This window comes from Rummeliibacillus sp. TYF-LIM-RU47, assembly GCF_008638315.1.
GTDB lineage: Bacteria > Bacillota > Bacilli > Bacillales_A > Planococcaceae > Rummeliibacillus > Rummeliibacillus stabekisii.
Genome location: NZ_VVIR01000001.1, coordinates 1,158,746 through 1,177,823 on the forward strand (window position 1 = coordinate 1,158,746; position 19,078 = coordinate 1,177,823).

General features: G+C 37.4%; 21 protein-coding genes. 18 read left to right on the forward strand and 3 right to left on the reverse strand.

Going from position 1 to position 19,078, the window contains the following annotated elements; genetic code table 11:
• Positions 1-26 precede the first annotated feature (26 nt).
• The 8 genes from rpoD to F0527_RS05745 all read left to right on the forward strand — a co-directional run bounded on the left by rpoD (position 27) and on the right by F0527_RS05745 (position 5,932).
• The gene (gene rpoD, locus F0527_RS05715) at positions 27-1,175 is read left to right on the forward strand and encodes an RNA polymerase sigma factor RpoD (RefSeq protein ID WP_066786431.1); all 1,149 of its coding nucleotides are present in this window, start codon (positions 27-29) and stop codon (positions 1,173-1,175) included.
• 258 nt (positions 1,176-1,433) lie between these two features.
• The gene (locus F0527_RS05720) at positions 1,434-1,997 is read left to right on the forward strand and encodes a hypothetical protein (protein ID WP_150284076.1); all 564 of its coding nucleotides are present in this window, start codon (positions 1,434-1,436) and stop codon (positions 1,995-1,997) included.
• A 324-nt stretch (positions 1,998-2,321) separates the two neighbouring features.
• Positions 2,322-2,696, forward strand: a complete 375-nt coding sequence (cccA, locus tag F0527_RS05725; RefSeq protein ID WP_066786436.1) for a cytochrome c550 — start codon at positions 2,322-2,324, stop codon at positions 2,694-2,696.
• 109 nt (positions 2,697-2,805) lie between these two features.
• The gene (locus tag F0527_RS05730; protein WP_150284077.1) at positions 2,806-3,504 is read left to right on the forward strand and encodes a tRNA (adenine(22)-N(1))-methyltransferase; all 699 of its coding nucleotides are present in this window, start codon (positions 2,806-2,808) and stop codon (positions 3,502-3,504) included.
• Positions 3,501-4,619: a Nif3-like dinuclear metal center hexameric protein gene (locus F0527_RS05735; protein ID WP_150284078.1), complete on the forward strand. Its 1,119-nt coding sequence runs from the start codon at positions 3,501-3,503 to the stop codon at positions 4,617-4,619. Before F0527_RS05730 ends, F0527_RS05735 begins: the two co-directional genes overlap by 4 nt.
• A 144-nt stretch (positions 4,620-4,763) precedes the next feature.
• Positions 4,764-4,895 carry a cytidine/deoxycytidylate deaminase family protein gene (locus tag F0527_RS17325; protein WP_255476066.1) on the forward strand — a complete coding sequence of 44 codons (132 nt, stop codon included), beginning with the start codon at positions 4,764-4,766 and terminating at the stop codon, positions 4,893-4,895.
• A 39-nt stretch (positions 4,896-4,934) separates the two neighbouring features.
• Positions 4,935-5,393 carry a GNAT family N-acetyltransferase gene (locus tag F0527_RS05740; protein ID WP_150284079.1) on the forward strand — a complete coding sequence of 153 codons (459 nt, stop codon included), beginning with the start codon at positions 4,935-4,937 and terminating at the stop codon, positions 5,391-5,393.
• A gap of 11 nt (positions 5,394-5,404) precedes the next feature.
• Positions 5,405-5,932, forward strand: a complete 528-nt coding sequence (locus F0527_RS05745) for a GNAT family N-acetyltransferase (protein ID WP_150284080.1) — start codon at positions 5,405-5,407, stop codon at positions 5,930-5,932.
• A gap of 148 nt (positions 5,933-6,080) precedes the next feature.
• Here F0527_RS05745 and F0527_RS05750 read toward each other — a convergent pair whose 3' ends face one another.
• Positions 6,081-7,052: a 4-hydroxy-3-methylbut-2-enyl diphosphate reductase gene (locus F0527_RS05750; RefSeq protein WP_066786454.1), complete on the reverse strand. Its 972-nt coding sequence runs from the start codon at positions 7,050-7,052 to the stop codon at positions 6,081-6,083.
• Between the two features lie 69 nt (positions 7,053-7,121).
• A complete protein-coding gene (gene vrrA, locus F0527_RS05755) occupies positions 7,122-7,949 on the reverse strand; it encodes a VrrA/YqfQ family protein (RefSeq protein WP_150284081.1) in 828 nt (275 codons plus the stop codon).
• A gap of 207 nt (positions 7,950-8,156) precedes the next feature.
• Here vrrA and F0527_RS05760 point away from each other — a divergent pair, with 207 nt between their 5' ends.
• The 6 genes from F0527_RS05760 to F0527_RS05785 all read left to right on the forward strand — a co-directional run bounded on the left by F0527_RS05760 (position 8,157) and on the right by F0527_RS05785 (position 12,623).
• The gene (locus F0527_RS05760; RefSeq protein WP_150284082.1) at positions 8,157-9,455 is read left to right on the forward strand and encodes a DEAD/DEAH box helicase; all 1,299 of its coding nucleotides are present in this window, start codon (positions 8,157-8,159) and stop codon (positions 9,453-9,455) included.
• A gap of 17 nt (positions 9,456-9,472) precedes the next feature.
• Positions 9,473-10,369 carry a deoxyribonuclease IV gene (locus F0527_RS05765; protein ID WP_150284083.1) on the forward strand — a complete coding sequence of 299 codons (897 nt, stop codon included), beginning with the start codon at positions 9,473-9,475 and terminating at the stop codon, positions 10,367-10,369.
• 84 nt (positions 10,370-10,453) lie between these two features.
• Entirely contained in the window at positions 10,454-11,008 is a 555-nt protein-coding gene (locus F0527_RS05770) for a hypothetical protein (protein WP_150284084.1), read from the forward strand.
• A 233-nt stretch (positions 11,009-11,241) separates the two neighbouring features.
• Positions 11,242-11,718: a PaaI family thioesterase gene (locus F0527_RS05775; RefSeq protein WP_150284085.1), complete on the forward strand. Its 477-nt coding sequence runs from the start codon at positions 11,242-11,244 to the stop codon at positions 11,716-11,718.
• Positions 11,719-11,791: 73 nt separating this feature from the next.
• Entirely contained in the window at positions 11,792-12,049 is a 258-nt protein-coding gene (locus tag F0527_RS05780) for a hypothetical protein (protein ID WP_150284086.1), read from the forward strand.
• 70 nt (positions 12,050-12,119) lie between these two features.
• Complete coding sequence (locus F0527_RS05785) at positions 12,120-12,623, forward strand: GNAT family N-acetyltransferase (RefSeq protein WP_150284087.1); 504 nt, start codon at positions 12,120-12,122, stop codon at positions 12,621-12,623.
• A gap of 43 nt (positions 12,624-12,666) precedes the next feature.
• Here F0527_RS05785 and F0527_RS05790 read toward each other — a convergent pair whose 3' ends face one another.
• Positions 12,667-13,965: an MFS transporter gene (locus F0527_RS05790; RefSeq protein ID WP_150284088.1), complete on the reverse strand. Its 1,299-nt coding sequence runs from the start codon at positions 13,963-13,965 to the stop codon at positions 12,667-12,669.
• A gap of 120 nt (positions 13,966-14,085) precedes the next feature.
• On the opposite strand from F0527_RS05790, the gene F0527_RS05795 reads away from it, so the two are divergent.
• The 4 genes from F0527_RS05795 (at position 14,086) to F0527_RS05810 (ending at position 19,071) form a co-directional block, all read left to right on the forward strand.
• Entirely contained in the window at positions 14,086-15,309 is a 1,224-nt protein-coding gene (locus tag F0527_RS05795) for a helix-turn-helix domain-containing protein (RefSeq protein WP_150284089.1), read from the forward strand.
• A gap of 256 nt (positions 15,310-15,565) precedes the next feature.
• On the forward strand, positions 15,566-16,189 hold the full coding sequence (locus F0527_RS05800; protein WP_150284090.1) for a TetR/AcrR family transcriptional regulator: 624 nt from the start codon (positions 15,566-15,568) through the stop codon (positions 16,187-16,189).
• A gap of 63 nt (positions 16,190-16,252) precedes the next feature.
• A complete protein-coding gene (locus F0527_RS05805; RefSeq protein WP_147193710.1) occupies positions 16,253-17,395 on the forward strand; it encodes an acyl-CoA dehydrogenase family protein in 1,143 nt (380 codons plus the stop codon).
• Between the two features lie 32 nt (positions 17,396-17,427).
• Positions 17,428-19,071, forward strand: coding sequence for an AMP-binding protein (locus tag F0527_RS05810; RefSeq protein ID WP_150284091.1), 1,644 nt, complete (start codon positions 17,428-17,430; stop codon positions 19,069-19,071).
• Positions 19,072-19,078 lie beyond the last annotated feature (7 nt).

A 19,078-nucleotide genomic window follows, 5' to 3' on the forward strand; every position in this document is an offset into this window, starting at 1 on the left:
GTGATTGGCAGAAGGAGGAAACACCTATGGCGGACAAGTCTAAACGTTCAAATGACGAAAAAGAAGTAAAAGAATTGGATTTAGAACATACATTAGAAGAAACCAAAAAAATCTTGCTTGAAACAGGTAAAAAAAATGGTGAATTAACTTATGCAGAAATTGCTGATAAGCTGCAAACTTATGAAATGGAAGCAGACCAGGTAGAAGAATTCATCGACAAGCTCGAATCGAATGGCATCGAACTAGGCGGAAAAGACGGAGACGAAGAGAATCTTGATCGCTTGCTAAAAGGAAATGCCGAAGAAGAAACGTTTGACTTGAATGATTTAAGTGTTCCTCCAGGCGTAAAAATAAATGACCCTGTTCGAATGTATTTAAAAGAAATTGGACGAGTTGACTTATTAAGCGCGAAAGAGGAAATTGCTTTAGCTGAACGTATTGAACAAGGCGATGATGAAGCGCGCAAACGGTTGGCAGAAGCTAACTTAAGGTTAGTAGTAAGTATTGCCAAAAGATATGTTGGTCGTGGAATGCTTTTCTTGGATCTAATCCAAGAAGGAAATATGGGCTTAATCAAAGCAGTAGAAAAATTCGACTACCGTAAAGGATTCAAATTCTCTACGTACGCTACATGGTGGATTCGCCAAGCGATTACACGTGCGATAGCCGACCAAGCTCGTACTATTCGTATTCCAGTACACATGGTAGAGACTATCAATAAATTGATTCGTGTGCAACGCCAGCTACTTCAAGATTTAGGGCGCGAACCAACTCCTGAAGAAATTGGTGAAGAGATGGATTTAACACCAGAAAAAGTGCGTGAAATCTTGAAAATCGCCCAGGAGCCTGTTTCACTTGAAACACCAATCGGCGAAGAAGATGATTCCCATTTAGGCGATTTCATCGAAGATTCAGAAGCACAATCGCCATCTGATCATGCGGCATATGAGCTTTTAAAAGAACAATTAGAAGATGTATTAGACACATTGACAGACCGAGAAGAGAATGTCCTTCGCCTTCGATTCGGTTTAGATGACGGCCGTACTCGTACACTAGAAGAAGTAGGTAAAGTCTTCGGTGTAACAAGAGAACGTATCAGACAAATTGAAGCGAAAGCGCTAAGAAAATTGCGCCATCCTTCTCGCAGTAAGCGATTAAAAGATTTCTTAGAATAACAGTGAGCACCTGATTGTTGATCAATCAGACGTTTACAGAAGAATTTCTCTAAATCATCTTTCTTATACAGTGATTTAAATCATATCATAAAATTAGACCCTGATTATCAAAGCTATACAGGCAGCTTTGCTCAACTATCTCTTCAAGGGAGAGCATGAGAAGTTGCCCGTGAGTGCAATAATTAAAAGGCACCTATTTAATTAGGTGCCTTTTTTAAAGGTGAAAATCAAAGAGCTTAACAAGTTCGAGGTGAATGGATGAATAGTCAAAAAAAAGAAGTCATATTGAGCGAAATTGCGTTTTGGAAAGAAAATAAGCTGTTGCCGGAGCAATACTGTGATTTTCTCACAACTCTCTACACAGCTGGAGAAGATAGCAAGGATACCTCTATGGATGAAGTAAGCGCATCCACTTCCATATTAGCCAAAGGCTCAGGAAAAACGATTTGGAAAAAAAGCCTAACAATAGCGGGTACCCTTTTTTTATTGATTGCACTTTTTTATTTACAAGCGCCTCTCGTTTTTATTCCGCTTGCCATTAGTATTGCAGCTATCATTGGGATCATTATATTGATTTTTCGGTTGTCTCCTAATAGAGCTATTAGTACAACATTTGCATACGCAACAATCGCTCTTCTGCTCTTTGGGATATCGATAAAAGGAGCAAATATTTTCTTTGAAGGCCAATCAATGGTGTTATATGGTGTTTTGATAGGGAATTGTGTTCTATGGATTATCTCAGGTATATGGTTACGCTTAGTTTATTTCCTTATTTCAGGTGGGTTAGGCTTTCTAGTTTTAATTATTTATTATTTCATATAGTAATAGAAACTAGAAAATCTGTGTCCGACTTTAAAATTGAATTAGGAAGCATAACGACGAATAAAGTGTAGAAAATAAGGATGTAGGTATATGACTATTGAAATGGCTTTCCTACAAAATAGGACAGAGAAATGGATGAAGGTGATACTAATAAGAGAAAATGCAAGAAAAATTTATTTTTTTTGTGTCAAATATGGCAATTTTGTCACAAACGATTGAAAACTTCTTCAGAAGGTCTTTCCGTTTCTTGCGGAATGAAGTACAATATTAAGTGTTGACTGATTCTATTTATAGAAATAGATTGAACTTATGAGGGAGGGTAAATTGATGAAAAATCCTATTATTCCGTATATCTTAATCATGGCTTTTGGCTTAGGTTTAATCTTCTTCATGTCTATTGACGGAGCAGATAAAAAAGCTGAAATCGCTAAAGGCGGAGACAAAGAAAAAACTGAACAAACAGAAGGCAAATCAGCTTCAGGCGAAGCTGATCCTGAAGCAATTGCTCAACAAAAATGTATCTCTTGCCACGGAGACAACCTTAAAGGTAATGTAGGTCCTAACTTACATGGCACAGGTTTATCTGAAGCAGAAGTTAAAGACATCTTAACTAAAGGTAAAGGCGGCGGCATGCCAGCTGGTTTAGTTCAAGGCGCTGAACTTGATGCAATGGCAAAATATATCTCTGGATTAAAATAATTAATTCTCGACTATTTTGCAAACCCTTATCCAACGTGGATAAGGGTTTTTTGAATACAAATACTATCTATTATCAGTTACAATATAAGATGAAAGGACGGGACTTTATATGAATGCTCAAAAATTATCCAAACGGCTTCAAACAGTAGCCTCTTTTGTACCAGAGAAAGCCGTTGTGGCTGATATAGGCAGTGACCATGCTTATTTGCCTTGTTACTTAGTATTGCAGGGGGTTATACATAGAGCCATTGCTGGTGAAGTGGTGAAAGGCCCTTATGAATCCGCATGCAACGAAGTAAGAAAAGAACAATTGCAAGAAAGTATTGCTGTTCGATTTGCTGATGGTCTACAAGCTATAGAAAAAGAGGATGGCGTCACAGCTATTACAATTGCAGGTATGGGAGGTCCGCTAATTGCTTCCATATTAGAAAAAGACGCTGAACGTTTGCAGGGAGTAGAGCGCCTGATCCTCCAGCCGAATATTCATGCGATAGCTATTCGTGAATGGGCAATGGCAAATGGCTGGAAGATTATAAATGAGGAAATACTGAAGGAAGACGAAAAAATCTATGAAGTACTTGTTCTAGAACGAGGAGAAGAAACGTTAAACACAGTACAATTACTATTAGGCCCCGTACTCTATAAAGAGAAAAATGCTGTCTTTAAAGAGAAGTGGCAACATGAAATAAATCAATGGCTACAAGTACTAGAAGCATTAAAACAAGCAGAACCAACTACTGCTATTGCAAAGAAAGAAAGAGAACTTCAACAAAAAATAGAACTGGTCAAGGAGGTTTTGAAAGATTGAAAGTAGCGAATGGACAACAAATCATTGGTATTTTTGAAACATGGTCTCCTAAAAAGTTAGCGGCAATGGAAGGTGATCCCATTGGCTTAGCTATTGGCACCTTAAATAAGCCAATAAAAAGAGTATTGGTCACTTTGGATGTGAATACACAAGTGGTTGATGAGGCTATTGAAAATCAATGTGAATTAATTATTGCACACCATCCGCCTATCTTCCGAAAATTAGCGAATATGCGCACTGATTCCCCACAAGGCCAACTGATAGAAAAATGCATCAAGCATGATATTTCAGTCTATGCAGCACATACGAATCTTGATGTAGCAGAAGGCGGAGTAAACGATTTATTAGCAGAAGCCTTACAATTAGAAAACTGTGAAACCCTTGTACCAACATATACGGAAAGATTGTATAAGCTAGCAGTCTATATACCAACTGATTATGCTGAAGCATTAAGACAAGCGCTAGCAGGAGCTGGGGCTGGTCAAATTGGCGACTATGACTCCTGTAGTTATACTCTTGAAGGTGAAGGCAGATATAGAGCGCAAGAAGGTGCTAATCCATTTGCAGGAAAAGTCGGTAAGCTTCATACAGAGGAAGAAGTGAAGATTGAAGTTGTGGTCCCAGAAGGTAAGAAAAATAAAGTCCTACGTGCGATGCTGAATGCTCATCCATATGAAGAGCCAGCGTATGATTTGTTTGTTCTTGATACACCTGCTAAAGAAATGGGGCTTGGTCGGATTGGTACGATTCATCCAATGACCTTGAAAGACTTTGCAGAACATGTAAAAGCAAAACTGAATGTAAAAGCTGTACGTGTAGTGGGTGATTTATCTTCAAATATTTCAAAAGTAGCAGTGCTGGGTGGCGATGGCAACAAATATATTTATGATGCGAAACGAGCAGGAGCGGATGTCTTTGTAACAGGTGACTTGTATTTCCATGTTGCACAAGATGCAGAAAACTTAGGCCTCCACGTGGTTGACCCTGGGCATCATGTAGAATCAATCATGAAAATAGGCGTTTCAAAAAAGATGGACGAATTATGCAAAGAGCAAAAAATTGATTGCACATTTATCCCTTCAAAACTATCTACTGAGCCATTTCAATTTATTTAAACCAGTTAAGACTCAAATGAACATGGAAATACATCAGCCATGTTTATTTGAGTTATATAATGGAGTCTTTTAAAAAAATGGTGACTCGAAAGGTATCTAACATGAATTTAAAATTACAACTTAATCAATTAAAGAGTCGGAATATTGGAACTTTCAGGGCCGTCTGTTATGGTTGCAGTTAGTGTGGTAGGGAAAGATATTGTCTATAAACCGTTATCAGAAATGCAACCCTATCACTGGACTGCCGCGTATCCAGAGGAAGAATTTTTTAACTAAATGGTGTGAGATTTGTTCGTGAAGGAGAATGTTAAATTAATGGAAATCAGAAGACCGAATGATTTGGAATACCAAAAGATTTTATTATTAACACCACAAGCTATACACGATGGTACTATGGGTGGGAGCGTACCGACAGATGTAAAAGTCAAACAACTTGTTGAGCCTTTATTGGAAAAGGGAAGTTACTATTTAATAGCAACGGAAGACGGTACTTTAATGGGTTGGATTCTTATAGGTAGTAGTAAAGATCAATTTACTGAAAAAGCATATGGATTTATTTATGAATTGTTTGTAATGGAAGAATTTAGAGGTAAAGGAATATCAAAAAAATTGATGGCAACTGCGACCGAAGATTTTGAAAGAGACGGATATTCAGAAGCACGTTTAAGCGTATACGCAGGAAATCAAGCTATTAAACTGTATGAAAAAATGGGATATGAAAATAGAACTATTACAATGAGTATGCCAATTAAGTCAAATTCAAAACTAAAATAAGGAGAGAATAAATGTTTCCTATATTAGAGACAGATAGATTAACTCTGCGAGAATTAACGGATACAGATGTATATGATATTTTTGCTTGCATTTCCAATAAAGAAGTCACACGTTTTTATGGGTCAGAACCATTAAATAGCATAAAAGAAGCAGAAGAATTAGTAGAGTTTTTTAAGAAAAATTATAATGAAGAAAGAGGCATAAGGTGGGGGATTGAGCGAAAAGGAACAAAAGGTATAATTGGTACAATTGGATATCACGCTTGGTCTCAAAAACATAAAAGAGCTGAAATTGGATATGAGATTCATCCGGAGTACTGGAGGAAAGGTTACACTTCAGAGGCAATATCAAAAGTAATTTCATTTGGTTTTGATACGATGGGCTTAACACGTATAGGAGCAATTGTTTTCCTAGAAAATGAAGCATCTAATAAATTATTAGAAAAAGTCGGTTTTCAAAAAGAGGGAATTTTAAGAGGCTATATATATCAACAAGGAAAAGCGTATGATACTAATGTTTATTCTCTTCTTAAGAGATAATTGAATCCTCTGTAGTGTACAGTTAGGAAGATAGTCTGCCTCGCTAGCTGTATAAGCTGTGCCTCACGTATCTAACCAAAAAAGCCTTCTGTTAGAAAAACAGAAGGCTTATTTATGGATCACTCATGAAATCTGAGATTGCCCGTAATTATCCTTTTGGTAAGATCTTTGTCACAGGTGAAGGTTGTTTGATTTTCGGTAGAATTTTGTCTAGTGTGACAGAACGGCTTAAGTCATGTGTAGCAGGATTCTCAGGATCGTATTGGTCTAAGAATTTAATAACCTCTTTAACTATTGGCGTTGGCGTAGAAGCGCCTGCTGTCACGCCGACTTTTTCAACTCCATCCAACCATTCTAGTTTTAATTCTGAAAGATCGGCGATACGGTAAGATTTCGTTTGGGCTATTTCTTCAGAAACCTGTGTCAGGCGGTTAGAGTTATTACTTTTCGGGTCTCCGACTACGATGAGCAAATCTGCTTCACCAGCTTGTGTTGCCACAGCTTCTTGGCGGACTTGTGTCGCTAAGCAAATTTCCTTATGAACTTCTATGTTAGGATATTTTTCCTTTAAACGTTCCATTAAATGTGATACATCCCATTGACTCATGGTCGTTTGGTTTGTAACCAATATTTTATCGTTCGTTAGTTGGAGCGCCTCGATATCCTCAATGTTTTGTACAAGATGGACATGATCAGGAGCTACCCCAATTGCACCTTCAGGCTCAGGATGACCTTTCTTCCCAATATAGATAATATCATAGCCTTCAGCTGACTTTTCTTTGATTAAATCGTGCGTTACAGTTACGTCGGGACAAGTTGCATCAATAGCAATTAGCCCTTTTTCGGAGGCTAATTTTCGCACTTCTGGCGATACACCGTGTGCAGTAAAAATAACTGTGCCTCCATCGACTTTTTCCAAAATTTCCAAACGATCTTTTCCATCTAATGTAATGATCCCGTCATTCTCAAATGCATCAGTTACATGCTTGTTATGAACGATCATTCCAAGTATATATATAGGCCTTGGCAATGTTTTATCCATTGCAGCATTGCGAGCGATAACCATCGCATCTACAACACCGTAACAATAGCCTCTAGGTGTAATTTTAATGACTTGCATAATTGGACCCCTTTCAATGCTCAGTACTACCATTATAACGGAGTCCTTAATCTAATACAAAATTATCGACTAGAAAGGAGGCTGAAAGATGCGTGGTCTTGAAGCTCTTGGCGTTTGGATAAAATTCTGGCCACCTGTTGAGGAGGTACCCGTATTACCTGTATTCAAGTTAGATGCGCCACCTGAAGTACCTCCACTTGCTGCCCTGGCTGTTGCTCCACCTCCAGGGTTAGCGTCGGGCATTGATTGGAATCCTTTATAAAGCTTATACATAGCCGGTATATTTTGGAACATAGGCGAGATTTGTTTTACCATTGGTGAATATTTTTGATAGGTATTATAAAGCTGATCGGCTGTATTCATATATTGTTCAAGTTTCGCAAAACCTCCGCCAAACAATCCAGCTGCACCTGTTGCTGCTGCTGCTTCAGTTGCTGCGACACCAGCTACTTCAGGTCCAGCGCCTATACCATCTCCAGCTTCTACACCACCCAAGTTTTCAGCAACTACTGATTCTTCTGCTACGTTCACTGGACCCCGTGATGCAGTAGCTACCCTGGGGCCTCGAGGTACAGGAGCCATCCGTGGAGGACCTCCAGCCATCATTCCAGGTCCACGCATACCATAAGGTGGCATACCTGGCGCAGGGTAGTAAGTTTCATTATTATTTTGTTTGTTACCTCCTGTTAATGTGTTTTTTAAATTTTGTAAAAGGCCCCCGCCTTTCTTTCTAGGTTTTTGTCCTGGTGCTTGCGGAAATCCTGTATTTGCAATCGGGTATGGCCTATACATATTCGGTTGGTAAGGTGAAGGCGGCCTCAACGTCTGATTGGTTGTATACATCGGATAACTACGTTGAGCTGGATTGCCGTATGGAAAAAAGGATGGGTGAACCATATGATTACTCCTTTCATATTCTTAAATAAAGTAAACCTTTAATCGAACGAAAATTTACTCCTCCTTTAAGCGGGGTAAACAAAAAACCATAGGAAAAATCGCCAACAGAATTGACGAAAGTGCTATTAATAGATATCATATGCAAATGGCTACTTTAATGTACGAATCATGTTACAATGAGTGAAGGAAGTTAGGAGGGACAAATGAATGTCCAAGTATAGTGATTACAATTTTCAACCATTTTTGCGAGAGGCTATCAAAGAACTCGGTTTTACTGAGCCAACGCCAATCCAAAAAGAAATGATTCCGCTGATTTTAAAAGGAAAAAGCGCAATCGGACAAGCTCACACAGGAACTGGCAAAACGCATAGTTTTTTAATTCCTATTGTAGAGCGTATTAAGCAAGACGAGCAAAAGGTACAAGCAGTTATTACTGCACCAACTAGAGAGCTTGCTACTCAAATACATGCAGAGTTAATGAAGATAATCGAAAAAACTGATATCCACGCTAAATTATTTATAGGTGGTACGGATAAACAGCGTTCAATCGATAAATTAAAATCTCAGCCTCAAATTGTAGTAGGGACACCTGGGCGTATACGCGACCTCGTGAAAGAACAAGCGTTGCTTGTGCATACTGCATCTATTTTAGTTGTAGATGAAGCAGACCTAGCATTTGATATGGGCTTTATTGAGGATATTGACCAGTTTGCGACCCAAATGCCTGAAAACCTTGAAATGTATGTTTTCTCCGCAACAGTGCCAGAGAGTTTACAGCCTTTCTTAAGAAAATATATGGAAGCACCTGTTCATATTCACATGAACGACAAAAAACCAGTAGCAGAAAATATTGATTTTTACTTAATTCCAACAAGAAGCAAATCACGCAATACAAAACTCTTAGAGGTTATGGATGCTATTAATCCTTATTTAGCGATTATTTTTACCAATACTCGTAAACAAGCTGAAGCAGTAGCGAATTTCCTTTCGAGCAATGGGAAACGTGTTGGACGGATTCACGGTGATTTGACGCCGCGCGATCGTAAAAAAATGATGAAGCAAATTCGGGATTTAGAATTCCAATATATCGTTGCTACTGACTTAGCTGCTCGTGGTATTGATATCCCAGGTGTTAGCCATGTAATAAACTACGAATTACCGCAGGATTTAGAATTCTTTATACACCGTGTTGGCCGAACTGCACGTGCAGGCAACAAAGGACTTGCCATTACATTATTTGAGCCTTCAGATGAAGATGCGATTGTACGAGTAGAAAAAATGGGGATTCCTTTTGTGCCTAAAGATATTAAAAATGGCGAAATTATTGAAATGAAAGAGCGTCATGCACGTCAAAATCGTGAAAAGAAAGTGGATGAGATCGACCAAATTGCAAAATCTCGTGTCCGCAAGCCTAAAAAGGTCAAACCAGGATATAAACGTAATATGCGTTGGGAAATGGATAAAATCAAGAAAAAAGAACGACGTAAACGTAACCGCAATCGTTAGAAAGGGGACTTTTCATTATGTTAATTGGTTCTCACGTCTCCATGAGCGGCAAAAAAATGTTGCTGGGATCAAGTGAAGAGGCGGCTTCATACGGGGCTACTACTTTTATGATTTATACAGGTGCCCCCCAAAATACGCGCAGAAAAGCAATTGAAGATTTAAATATTGAAGCAGGCCTTGCGCATATGAAAGAAAATGGTTTATCTAATATTGTAGTGCATGCACCGTATATAATTAATATAGCGAATACGACCAAGCCTGAAGTTTTTGCGCTAGGTGTCGATTTTCTACAAAAAGAAATTGAGCGGACCGCAGCTATTGGTGCGAATCAAATTGTATTGCATCCTGGAGCCCATGTTGGAGCAGGAGCAGATGTCGGCATTACTAAGATTATTGAAGGCCTAAATGAAGTCTTATCACAAGACTATCCGGTACAAATTGCATTAGAAACTATGGCGGGCAAAGGATCTGAATGTGGTCGCACTTTTGAAGAGCTAGCTAAAATTATTGATGGCGTTACAAATAATGAACGACTATCTATATGTTATGACACATGCCATACACATGATGCGGGTTATGATATTATTAATGACTTTGATGGTGTATTAACGAATTTTGACAAAGTTATAGGTCTAGATCGTATTAAAGTGTTGCATGTGAATGATAGTAAAAATGTTAGTGGTACTGCAAAAGACCGCCATGAAAATATAGGCTTTGGTCATATTGGGTTTGATGCGTTAAGCCGTATTGTTCATCATGAAGCATTCGAGCAGATTCCTAAAATCCTAGAAACACCATGGGTAGGGAAAGATGCTAAAACCAAAAAAGCGCCATATGCATACGAAATTGAAATGCTGCGTACAGGGCAGTTTATGCCAGAAAAAATCGATGCATTACGTGGTGAGCAAGATTAGTTCTAAAAAAATAAAGCCTTTACCTTTAATTTAGGGTAAGGGCTTTTTCTATCCTAATAATGAATAAAGGAGGAGTCATAATTAATGGGAAACATTCTAAATAAAGCTTTTCCAATTTCTTTAAAGCAAGAAGTAAAATACATACAAAAAAAATTGCCTTTAAAGCTATTTAGTCAAAATTTTTCACATCCATTTCAGATATTTGTAGATCAAGAAAATTTATTTATTCCGGAACGTATTTATTTTAATGAGATCTCTAAAGATGTATATGAAAGCTTAAGCATTACCCAAAAAACAATAGTTGACTGTATCTATACTAGACATTGTGATGGATTTGTACGAGAAAAATATCTTACTAACCTTTTGGAGAGGGGGCACTACGACTACTGGGTGTCACCTTTCATTATAAAACTAACAGGAGAGTATGTAATTGAGATTTTAAGCAGAATTCAAAAACAGGTAGACCAATTAAACGATGCTTTTATAAAGGATTTTTTGCTGGAAAACCCACCATTTCATTATCTTATTACACAAAGAATCATAAGCTACTGGAATTATTATTACCGATGGGACTATTCGAAAGAAATATATGTTGGGTTTGATTTAATTAAGTATTACACAGATTGTATAGAATCATAGAGAGGCCAAAGTAACTGGATTATTAGATTTCTGTAAAGAAATGGCTAATCCAAATTCACTACTTTTTTAAAAAATGAATATAATGTATTAGTGTATTGCGAAGAAGATTAACTAGGTTACTCTTACATTAATGAAATGCATCACTTGCTAAAACTCAATGGTTTATTGTAAAGTAGTTCCAAAACAGGTAGCTAGATGACTGTTCTAATAGTAAAAGGGGTTGGGTTAAAACTATGAACAATTCAAGTAATCAATTGATTGATAATGCGGAAGTAAAAGGTAAGAACGCAACAGGGGGAAAGTATAGTATTGAAAATTTTAAAGATGTAGTTTTGAAAAAAATTCCCTCACCTAACTGTGACCAAACTCTTCAAATCGATCCTGTACTGTCAGAAGATGGATGGGCGAAAGCAATATGGACAATAGATGAAAAATTCGTCAATGGTATTGGTGTCACAATGGGTGGATTTGTTGCTGCAGCTACAGATACAATGATGGCTTATGCAATAGCAACTGAACTAAAGCCAGGCCAATCGTTTACTACAATCGATTTACATACCACATTTTTCCGACCAGTAGTTCCTGGTATAGCTGAGGTTGTCGCAAAAGTAGAAAGAAAAGGGAATAGAACAGCATATCTTACAGCAGAGGTAGTCCAAAATGATAAAAAATGCTGTAACAGTACCTCTTCTATAATGATTTTAGATTAAAAAAGAGTAAAAGAGGAAATTAATATAGTAATCACCGTACTTAAAAAAGACTTTTAAAAGGGGGAGTGCTATCTTGTACAAGAAAGCTATTTTAGGAGTTTTATCAATATTAACGGTTATATTAAATATTATTTTTTTCTTTAGTATAAGAGGTCCAAATGCAAATCTAACTTTAGGTATCTGCGTGTTTACTGTTCTATCAGTGCTTGGGATAATTTTTGCTATAGCATCAAAAAAACTATGGTTCATAGTATCAGGAGTGTTATTAAATAGCGCTGTTTTGGTTTTGTCATATTTCCTTTTAATCGCGATAGGCATTAGTGAATCATAAATTATGAAAAAAATGTTTACAATGTTACGGCCAAATATATCTGAATAAATAAAATTATCAGGAGACTTTTATGAGACTATTAGGATTATGTGATATATCAGAAGAAAAAGTTAAAGATTTTTTAAAGAAACAGTGGGGCAGCACAGAAATGGTTATTTCTTCTGGCGTTTTTGATTGTAGTAAGCTTGATGGTTTTGCTGTTTTAAATGATAACGCTCAAATCACTGGTTTGATTACCTATTATATGACTGAGAAAGAATGCGAAATAATTTCATTAGATAGTTTGGAAGAAAAGAAGGGGATAGGCACTTTATTGGTGGCTAGAGTAGAAGAAGAAGCTTTAGAAAATAAATGTACCCACGTAAAACTCATAACTACAAATGATAATTTATTAGCCATGAGATTTTATCAAAAAAGAGGATACTATCTAGCGGAATTATTAAAGAATGCTGTCGAAACTGCGAGAAAGATTAAACCTCATATTCCTTTTACAGGATACGATGATATACCAATCAGAGATGAAATCGTTTTAGAAAAGTTATTAAATAATGTGAGGCACAATTCAACTATATGAATTGTGCCATATTTTTTGTTAAGTAAAAAGAGTGAAAAATTATTCAGCTTATTGCCCTATTTGTTTGCTCGTTCACGGGCTTCTGATCAAAGGTTGTAGCATTCCGAATGACAGAAGGTCTCATAAGAATAGAAACAGTTAGTATAAGTAGAAAGCTTGAGCCAAATAAGATCCAAGGAGCAGGGAGAACCTCATAAAGAAATCCAAATAAAATCATGGCGGCTGGCATTAATGCCATAGCCATTGTTTCTAAAATAGAAAACACACGCCCTTTGTAATCATCATCGATTAGCTTCATCATAAGAACTTGCAGCGGCGTATTTATTAATGGTAATAAAGCACCGTTTAGTAAAGATAGGGATGCATAAAACGCAAACATTCCGCGATAGGGGAGAGGAACAAGCAATGGTAGGGTTACCAATGACATTAAAATGCCTAATCCAGCAATGCCCCTTTTTGAAATGATAAGTGGTGATTGAAATTCCTTCCTTGTAGCTAAATATCCAGAGATGAAAAGCATCCCGGCTGCCATAGCACCTTCAATGAAACCAAAGTGAGAAGAAATGATTTTTAATTTCTCTATTAGTAAGAATGAATAACCTACTTGAAGCGCTCCCATGAAAAAGTTTATAAGAAGAGCAGTCCATATGATGGCCATTAAAATAGGCTGAAGCCGTATATAAGAAATTCCATCTTTAATGCTGGCAAACATGGATTCTTTAGCAACTGTAGATTTTTCTACATTTCGATTTGCGAAAAGTGAAAAATTCATCGTTGATTCAATGATCGCGCCAAGTAATGAAGAAACCCCATAGATTGCAAGAAAAAAAGGTATAGAAACAGCTCCGTATAATACTCCACCAATCGCAGGACTCGCAACAGTGGCCATAGAAGAAGCCATTTGGTTTAAAGACATCGCCTTTTGAATTCGCTTTTCATCGACCAACCCAGTAATTGATGAAGTAAAACCAACGCTGGAAAAAGTAGATGCAATGGAGAGAATAACAGTCGTAATATAAATTGCTGGTAAAGATAAAGTATAAAAAAGGCTATAGAGCAGCAATCCAAAAATAGCTACTGTGGAAACAAGCTGGGCTGCTATAACAATTACTTTGCGAGAATAAGTGTCTGCAATATAACCTGCAAAAGGTCCGATTAATGTTCGCGGTAGGATATTACAAATTAGATTAGTCGCAAAACTGGAAGCAGAGCCTGTCATTTTCAAAATATAAAAACTGATTGCAAATGCGTAGACTTGAGCTCCAAAAGTGCTGATCATCTTGCTCGCAGTAAATGTCCACAAATGGTAGGTAGCTTTTTTTAATTTCAAACCATCGTTCAAATTATTCAATCCTTTCTGAAAGTTTAATTTAATTAAACAAAGGATATCACAAATGACCTTTCATTTAAAGTAAAAGTTTAATATAATTAAACTAGTTAAATGTAATAGGAGCTGAATTGCATGAATACTCTTGGCGAACGTATCCGCAATCTTCGTAAAAAACATCGATTAACATTAGAAGCATGTGCTGGAGACCAAATGACTAAGGGAATGCTTAGCTTAATCGAAAATAATAAGGCAAATCCATCTATCGAAAACTTACAATATCTAGCGCGACGATTGGAAGTTGAAATATCGGAATTATGGGGAGAAATAAGCATTCAGGAATTTCAGGAGTTATTGCACGAAGGAGAGCAACTCTTAAAAGAACAAGTTGAACCAGATTATAATGCTTGGATTGAGAAGATCAAGCCATTCTTACCAAAGCTTACACAAGGGTATGAGGCAGCAAGGCTGCTTGAGATTTACAGTCGAATCCTTCATTATCTGCAATTAGAGGGATGGCAGGATACAGCAGATCGAGCATCAGCTATTTATGATGATCTAAATATTACTGCTAGACAAGCAGGCATGGTGTTGTTTCGTGTGAATGTATTGTTTGCCCAACATCAGTATCAGGAAGCATTACAAAAACTATTGAATGAGCGCATGTTGATAGAGCGGCAAGGTGATTATATCGATGCACTTACAAAACTGGATTTAGATTATTATGAAGCTATTATGAGATTTGCAGTTGGGGATTCAAAAGAAGCTATCCGTGTCATGAACAAAGCAATTCATTATTCAAAAAAAGAGCGTATTTTTTATCGAATTGACCATTTATACAGATTAGCTGCATTTCAGGCAATGAATGATAAAGATCAAGAGGCTTTTTATTATTATGAGAAGAAGCTACAGCAATACAGCGATTTTGCGGAAGATAACATTACGAAGTGGATTTTATGTTTTATTCAGATTCATTATGTAATAGACAATGATAAGGATTATACAAAAGCGTTAGAACTTATTAACAATGCGCTAGTTGAGCATGTTATGGATAAAGTATCGTTAGACTTCTTACGTATTGAAAAAGGAAAAGCATTATATGGTTTAAAGCGCTATGAAGAAGCAATTGAAGTATTTAAAGGAGTTTGCATTCATCATTCCATTCACCATCCGTTTGATCTCTCAATACTGTATGTTAAAGATGCCTATAGGGCCTTATGTGAGCAGGTAATCGGAAACGAAAAAATAGCAAAGCAACTGGTAAAAATAGCGAAACAAAATATGCAGCTAATGCCTGATTCACCATATAAAGAATTTGTTGAAACCGTTTATTATCAAATCAATAAAGAGAATATATAAGAACAGAGAAGTGCACACTCTAACTATTTTCACAAGAATAGTTAGGGTGTGCTTTTTAAATAGAAGTGGGGCAAAGTAAAATACGATAAATAGTCTTTTACTTTAAGATTATCAACTAAACGAGAGAATTTACGAATAAGGTAGAAATTACTAACTGTTTACTAGACTTGAATTATCTGTTATGTTATATTGAAAATACAGTAAATAGTAAATTTTCTGAATTAAATTTAGTTAGCTAGTTGTAGGTGAAGGTTAAATGACAAAGCAATCGGTGAAAGAAAGAATTCTTGAAACAGCGTTAGATTTGTTTCATGAGAAAGGTTACCACGGCGTCACAATTGACGAAATAGTCGAAGCAGCACAGACATCAAAAGGCGGCTTTTATCATAATTATAAATCGAAAGACGCTCTTCTCTACGAGATACACGATGTTTTTATTTCCGTTGTCTTAAAAAAAACAAAGGAAGCTTATGATACGCATGAAACGCCGATTGAAAAAGTGGTAGCAATGTTGTATGCGTTTACATATGTTTTTGATTACTATCAACGGCATATTACTGTCTTCTATAACGAAGGAACGTATTTGCCGGATGAATACAAGGAGGTTATAAACGAAAAACGAACTGAATATCAGAAGCTAATTGAGCAAGTCATTAGTGATGGGGTGAAATTTGGTTCATTTCGGAAAGAAATTTCAACAAGTATGACCACAATGGCAATCATCGGTCTCGTCAACTGGACATATAAATGGTACAGGCAGAACGGACCAATGACAATGCAGCAAATCACGTCTTATTTTAACGATATAATACTACGGGGAATTGTAACAAAGGAAGGCTACGAAGAAGCATTAAAACAACAACTTTTGATTATTGAATAAGGGGATTTTCATTTTCTGTTTTACAAACCGACTAGTCGGTCTATACACAAGGGGGAAATAAAGATGAACTTTGAATTAACAAAAGAACAACGTATGATCCGTGATATGGTACGCGATTTTGCAAAAGCTGAAATTGAGCCATATGCTCGTGAACTAGATGAAACTCATTCATTTAGAAAAGAGAGCTTCGACAAAATGGGCGAATTAGGATTGCTCGGTATCCCATTCCCAGAAGAATATGGTGGGGCAGGCGGAGATATTGTTTCATATGCATTAGCAGTTGAAGAAATCGGACGTGCTTGCGGCGGTACTGGTTTAAGCTATGCAGCTGCAGTTAGCCTTGGCGCTACGCCTTTTTATAATTTTGGAACAGAAGAACAAAAACAAGAATTTTTAGTTCCGATGGCACAAGGTAAAACACTAGGTGCATTTGGATTAACGGAGCCGAATGCTGGATCAGATGCTGGAGGAACACGTACTCGTGCCTATATAGATGGGGATGAATGGGTAATCAACGGTGAGAAATGTTGGATTACTAATGCGGAGTATTCCCGACAAGTAGTTGTTACAGCTGTTACAGGCCAAAATGAGAAAGGCAGAAATATTATTACTGCTATCATTGTGCCAACAAACACACCGGGTGTTACGATTCGTTCTAACTATCAAAAGATGGGTGTACGTGCATCTAATACATGCGAAATTATTTTAGAAAATGTGCGTGTACCAAGAGAGAACGTTTTAGGCGATGAGAAAAAAGGATTTGGCCAATTTTTAAATACATTAGACGGCGGCCGCATTTCTATTGCTGCATTATCAGTCGGCATTGCGCAGGCTGCATTTGAAAAAGCGCTAGCTTATTCTAAAGAACGTACACAATTCGGTCAATCCATATCCAAATTCCAAGGTATTAGCTTCAAATTGTCTGATATGGCAATGGAAATAGAACTTGCACGAAACATGGTTCTAAAAGCTGCTTGGTTAAAAGATAATGGTAAACCATTTAAAAAAGAGGCGGCATTTGCAAAACTCTTTGCTTCAGAGATGGGCTTTAGGACGTGTAACAAAGCCATCCAAATTCACGGCGGTTATGGTTACATGGCAGAATATGATGTTGAAAGACATCTGCGTGATATTAAGCTGATGGAGATTGGGGAAGGTACTTCTGAAATCCAACGAGTAGTCATATCTCGCTTGTTAGGCTGCTAAATTATCATAAAAGAGAATAAAGGGGGATTATGATGGCAGAACTTGTTTACCAAACGATAGGCGAATTATTGGATCAAAAAACTGCACTACTTCCACAAAATGAAGCGCTCGTATATGCCGATAGAGATATCCGCATGACTTACGCTGAATTTAATGACCATGCGAATGGCGTCGCAAAAGCATTAATGGCGATTGGGTTAGAAAAGGGAGATCATTTTGCCGTCTGGACAACAAATGTGCCAGAGTGGCCAGGTTTGCAGTTTGGCTCTGGAAAGATGGGTGCACCGCTTGTAACTGTCAACACAAATTACCGTTCACAGGAGCTTGAGTACCTTCTGAAACAGTCTGATGCACGCGCGATTATTTTAATTGATCAGTATCGCGACTATTCCTTTATTGAAACTATTTATGATATTTGCCCAGAACTCAAAACAAGTGAACCTGGAAAACTCCAAAGTGAAAGTTTGCCGTATTTAAAAACTGTTGTTGTCATTAGTGATCAAAGCTATCCTGGCACATATTCATATGATGAATTTTTGTCCAAAGGCAATGAAATAACAGATGAACAACTGTTAGAGCGAAAGAATTCTCTCTCTTATGAAGATGTCATTAATATTCAATATACATCTGGCACAACTGGTTTTCCAAAGGGTGTTATGCTAACGCATTCTAATTTGATTAACAACGGGATTAACATTGCAGAATGTATGAAGTTAACGCATGAAGACAGACTCTGTATTCCTGTACCATTTTTCCACTGTTTCGGTTGCGTAATCGGTACGCTCGCCATTACATCTGTCGGCGGTACAATGGTTCCTGTACAGGAATTCCATCCTGAAATAGTTCTCCGAACGGTTGAGAAAGAAAAGTGCACGGCTCTTCATGGCGTACCGACAATGTTTATTAGTGAACTCAATTTGCCGAATATTCATGAATTTGATCTTTCTTCACTTCGTACAGGTGTTATGGCAGGGTCTAACTGTCCAATTGAAGTCATGAAAGGTGTCATAAATGTGATGGGCATGGAAGATGTAACAATTTGTTACGGACAGACAGAATCATCTCCTGTTGTTACACAGACAAGGATTGAGGATCCTATTCAATTAAAAGTAGAGACAGTCGGTCGTGCATTGCCTAATGTGGAAGTAATTATCGCTAAACCAGGCACCAACGAAGAATTGCCGCGTGGAGAACAAGGTGAAATTTGTGCCCGTGGTTATGTTGTTATGAAAGGGTATTACCAAAATCCAGATGCTACACATGAAGCAATCGATGAAGATAACTGGCTTCATACAGGTGACCTGGGAACAATGGATGAAAATGGCTACCTACGTGTAACAGGTAGATTGAAAGATATGTTTATCCGTGGTGGGGAAAATGTTTACCCACGCGAGATAGAAGAATTTTTATATCAGCATCCAAAAGTACTTGACGTACAAGTTGCGGGTGTACCGGACGAAAAATACGGTGAAGAAGCAGCAGCTTGGATTATTTTGAAGGATGGTCAAATAGCAACAGAAGAGGAGATTCGCACATTTTGTGATGGCAAGATCTCCAGACATAAAATACCGCGGTATATTTTCTTTATCGACGAGTATCCGATGACAGCGTCCGGAAAAATTCAAAAGTATAAACTAAGAGAACAATTCAACGCACTCTCTCAATCAATTAACTAGGGGGGCT

Excerpts from the sequence above, each read along its gene's own strand:
- rpoD (WP_066786431.1), top strand. The coding sequence starts at position 27 with ATGGCGGACAAGTCTAAACGTTCAAATGACGAAAAAGAAGTAAAAGAA.
- F0527_RS05720 (WP_150284076.1), top strand. The coding sequence starts at position 1,434 with ATGAATAGTCAAAAAAAAGAAGTCATATTGAGCGAAATTGCGTTTTGG.
- F0527_RS05730 (WP_150284077.1), top strand. The coding sequence starts at position 2,806 with ATGAATGCTCAAAAATTATCCAAACGGCTTCAAACAGTAGCCTCTTTT.
- F0527_RS05740 (WP_150284079.1), top strand. The coding sequence starts at position 4,935 with ATGGAAATCAGAAGACCGAATGATTTGGAATACCAAAAGATTTTATTA.
- F0527_RS05745 (WP_150284080.1), top strand. The coding sequence starts at position 5,405 with ATGTTTCCTATATTAGAGACAGATAGATTAACTCTGCGAGAATTAACG.
- F0527_RS05750 (WP_066786454.1), bottom strand. The coding sequence starts at position 7,052 with ATGCAAGTCATTAAAATTACACCTAGAGGCTATTGTTACGGTGTTGTA.
- vrrA (WP_150284081.1), bottom strand. The coding sequence starts at position 7,949 with ATGGTTCACCCATCCTTTTTTCCATACGGCAATCCAGCTCAACGTAGT.
- F0527_RS05760 (WP_150284082.1), top strand. The coding sequence starts at position 8,157 with ATGTCCAAGTATAGTGATTACAATTTTCAACCATTTTTGCGAGAGGCT.
- F0527_RS05765 (WP_150284083.1), top strand. The coding sequence starts at position 9,473 with ATGTTAATTGGTTCTCACGTCTCCATGAGCGGCAAAAAAATGTTGCTG.
- F0527_RS05770 (WP_150284084.1), top strand. The coding sequence starts at position 10,454 with ATGGGAAACATTCTAAATAAAGCTTTTCCAATTTCTTTAAAGCAAGAA.
- F0527_RS05775 (WP_150284085.1), top strand. The coding sequence starts at position 11,242 with ATGAACAATTCAAGTAATCAATTGATTGATAATGCGGAAGTAAAAGGT.
- F0527_RS05785 (WP_150284087.1), top strand. The coding sequence starts at position 12,120 with ATGAGACTATTAGGATTATGTGATATATCAGAAGAAAAAGTTAAAGAT.
- F0527_RS05795 (WP_150284089.1), top strand. The coding sequence starts at position 14,086 with ATGAATACTCTTGGCGAACGTATCCGCAATCTTCGTAAAAAACATCGA.
- F0527_RS05800 (WP_150284090.1), top strand. The coding sequence starts at position 15,566 with ATGACAAAGCAATCGGTGAAAGAAAGAATTCTTGAAACAGCGTTAGAT.
- F0527_RS05805 (WP_147193710.1), top strand. The coding sequence starts at position 16,253 with ATGAACTTTGAATTAACAAAAGAACAACGTATGATCCGTGATATGGTA.
- F0527_RS05810 (WP_150284091.1), top strand. The coding sequence starts at position 17,428 with ATGGCAGAACTTGTTTACCAAACGATAGGCGAATTATTGGATCAAAAA.